2 protein-coding genes and 2 pseudogenes are annotated in these 2,325 nt (G+C 69.3%); all 4 read right to left on the bottom strand.

Annotated features, from left to right (window positions below):
- A pseudogene (locus ACWELQ_RS44005) lies at positions 1-449 on the bottom strand (hypothetical protein); the annotation flags it as partial.
- 197 nt (positions 450-646) lie between these two features.
- Positions 647-1,306 (bottom strand): TMEM175 family protein, encoded by a 660-nt coding sequence (locus ACWELQ_RS44000; protein WP_452402901.1) that lies wholly within the window; start codon positions 1,304-1,306, stop codon positions 647-649.
- Positions 1,307-1,348: 42 nt separating this feature from the next.
- Positions 1,349-2,029: a hypothetical protein gene (locus ACWELQ_RS43995; protein ID WP_452402900.1), complete on the bottom strand. Its 681-nt coding sequence runs from the start codon at positions 2,027-2,029 to the stop codon at positions 1,349-1,351.
- Positions 2,026-2,325: pseudogene (locus ACWELQ_RS43990) on the bottom strand (hypothetical protein); the annotation flags it as partial. The pseudogene ACWELQ_RS43990 and the gene ACWELQ_RS43995, both read right to left, overlap by 4 nt.

The raw sequence follows: 2,325 nt of genomic DNA, 5'->3' as shown, positions 1-2,325 counted from the left end.
TGCATGCGCCCGGCCGCACCGGCGAAGGCGGCCAGCGCCGCGGCGCGGCGATGCTCGCTCTCCTTGGCCGTGCGCGCCTGCTCGGCGACCTGCTCACGCAGGCCCGCGATCCGCTGCTCGGACTCGGCGATTCGCGCCTGCGCGGTGCTGACCGCGGTGTTCACCTGGGCCTCGGCCTGCATGCGGTGGGCCAGCACCTCCTGGCGAACCTGACCGAGCCGGGCCCGATACTGCGCGGTCACGGTGAGCGCCGCGCACAGCAGCAGGGCCGCCGCGCCCGCACCGATGGCCAGTGGAAGCCGGAAATCGCTGGGAGCGAAGAGAACCGCCGCCGCCACCGCGACACCGGTGACCGCCAGCGACCCCGCGAGGACGCCGATCGGAAAGGGCGGGCGCTGTGTCCGGACGGCCTGTTGCTCCCCGCCCGGCGGGCTGACTGATTCCGACACGCTCCGCACTTCCGCACCGATCTTCACCAGGGCGAACGCCCCGATGCCCCCGACCGTCACCGTCGGCGAGCCGGGTCAAAAACCACGGTCCGGCAAGCGGATTCAGATCTGCGGCACGAGCATAAGCGGACCGGTCTGCTCGCGCTACCCGAGCGCGAACCTACCGACAAGTTGCGTCCCGCTGACCGGAACCACCGTCACGACGCCCGGCTGAGCACATGGTTGCGGGTACTGGTGACCCCGTAACCCAGCACCGCCACCAGATACAGCAGCAGCGCCGCGGCGGGCCACAGCAGCCCGATCGCCGCGATCACGTCGAAGGCGACGAAACCGACGACGGACTGCATGCTTTCGCGGCGTGCGAACGCGGCGTCGTAGCCGGGTTCGAACAGTTCCGGATTGCGGTACACCGCCACCCACATCACGAACCAGGCCACCGCCTGCAACGCACCCACCACACCATAGAACGCGGTGGCCACCTTGGCATTCGAGCCGCCGTCCTCGAGATGGTGGGCCAGTACCGTGGTCGGGAACGGCAGGAACGCCACCGCCAGGAGCAGCAGCAGATTGCCGCAGTGCAGCAGCCCGTCCATGCGCCGGATGCGGCTGAAGAACCGGTGATGGCACAGCCACAGCACGCCGATGGTGAGAAAGGAACCGGCATAGGCGAGATAGCTGGGCCACAGCCCGGTCAGCTCCCGCCACAGATCGCCGCCCTCGGTCTCGGGAAGCCGGATCTCGAGGACCAGCAGGGTGATCGCGATGGCCATGACGCCGTCGCTGAAGGCTTCGACGCGGGTGGTGTCGGTCAGGCGGGAATCACGCTCGGGGGTGGCGTTGTCTGGGGTGGTGCTCACTGAATCCGGGTGGTGCATTCCAGCATTATCGAAGTCCCCGGCTCAGGCGTCGATATCCGTCGGTGTCTGCGTGCGCATCCGGACACTGGCGATCAGCGATCCCAAGGCGAATCCGAAAATGGGAATGCACACGATCGGCGACCACGCGTTGAGTTGCGGACCGTCCGGGCGCAGCAGGGTCACCACCCGCATCGCCGCCAGCGTCAGACCGCTCAGGCCGCCGAACATGAACAGCGCCAACGGCAATCGGAAGGCCGCCGCAACCGTGCGGTAGCTCAGCACCGAGGCGACGAGCACCGCCGCGTTCACCGCCATGCCCGCCAGCGCCACGATCCAGTTGTGGCTCTGGATGGTCACATAGGACGGATGCAGCGGGTCGTAGGTGAGCAGCAGCCCGGCCTCCACCGCGATCAGCCCGACGTAGAACGCGCGCCGCAACAGCGCCCGGCCCCACGCGTCGGCCACCGTCACCCCGATCAGGGCTCCGGCCCCGACCAGCGACACATCCGCGATCAACCCGGGAAAGCCTTCGAAATGCCCACTCGGCAGCGACATCTCATTGGCGGAGTCATTGATCGCCGGGGTGCGCAGCAGCGCCCACACCGCCAGCAGCGCCAGGCCGATGGTGAACGGTCGCGATTCGGCGGCCCGCCAGCGCGGCAGCCGGGCGGCCGCCGCGGCGAGCGCGCACACCGCGGCCAGGACGGTCACGACACTGTTCACCGGAACAGCCTCGCCCCGGCCTCCCCGCGAGAGGGTTTGCGCCGCGCCGTTTCCTCCGCCTCTTTATCCCGCCGCAACAACTCCGTGAGCAATTGCCGCGTGCTGGCCTGGCGGATGGCGCTGCCGGATCCGGCGCGCTGCGCCTCGGCCTCGGTAATGATCCCGGCCACCACCTGGACCTCGACCGGATTGGCGTTGTAGGCGCGGGCGATCTCGATCAGTGTCTCCACGGGCGGCGTGGCCACGGCCAGATGTCGCGCCAGGGTGGCCTGCGGAATCCCGGTCACCACCGCCAT

Source organism: Nocardia sp. NPDC004722 (assembly GCF_053601505.1).
The sequence above is the reverse complement of the archived record's forward strand: the minus strand, read 5'-3'. Positions and strand labels throughout refer to the sequence as shown.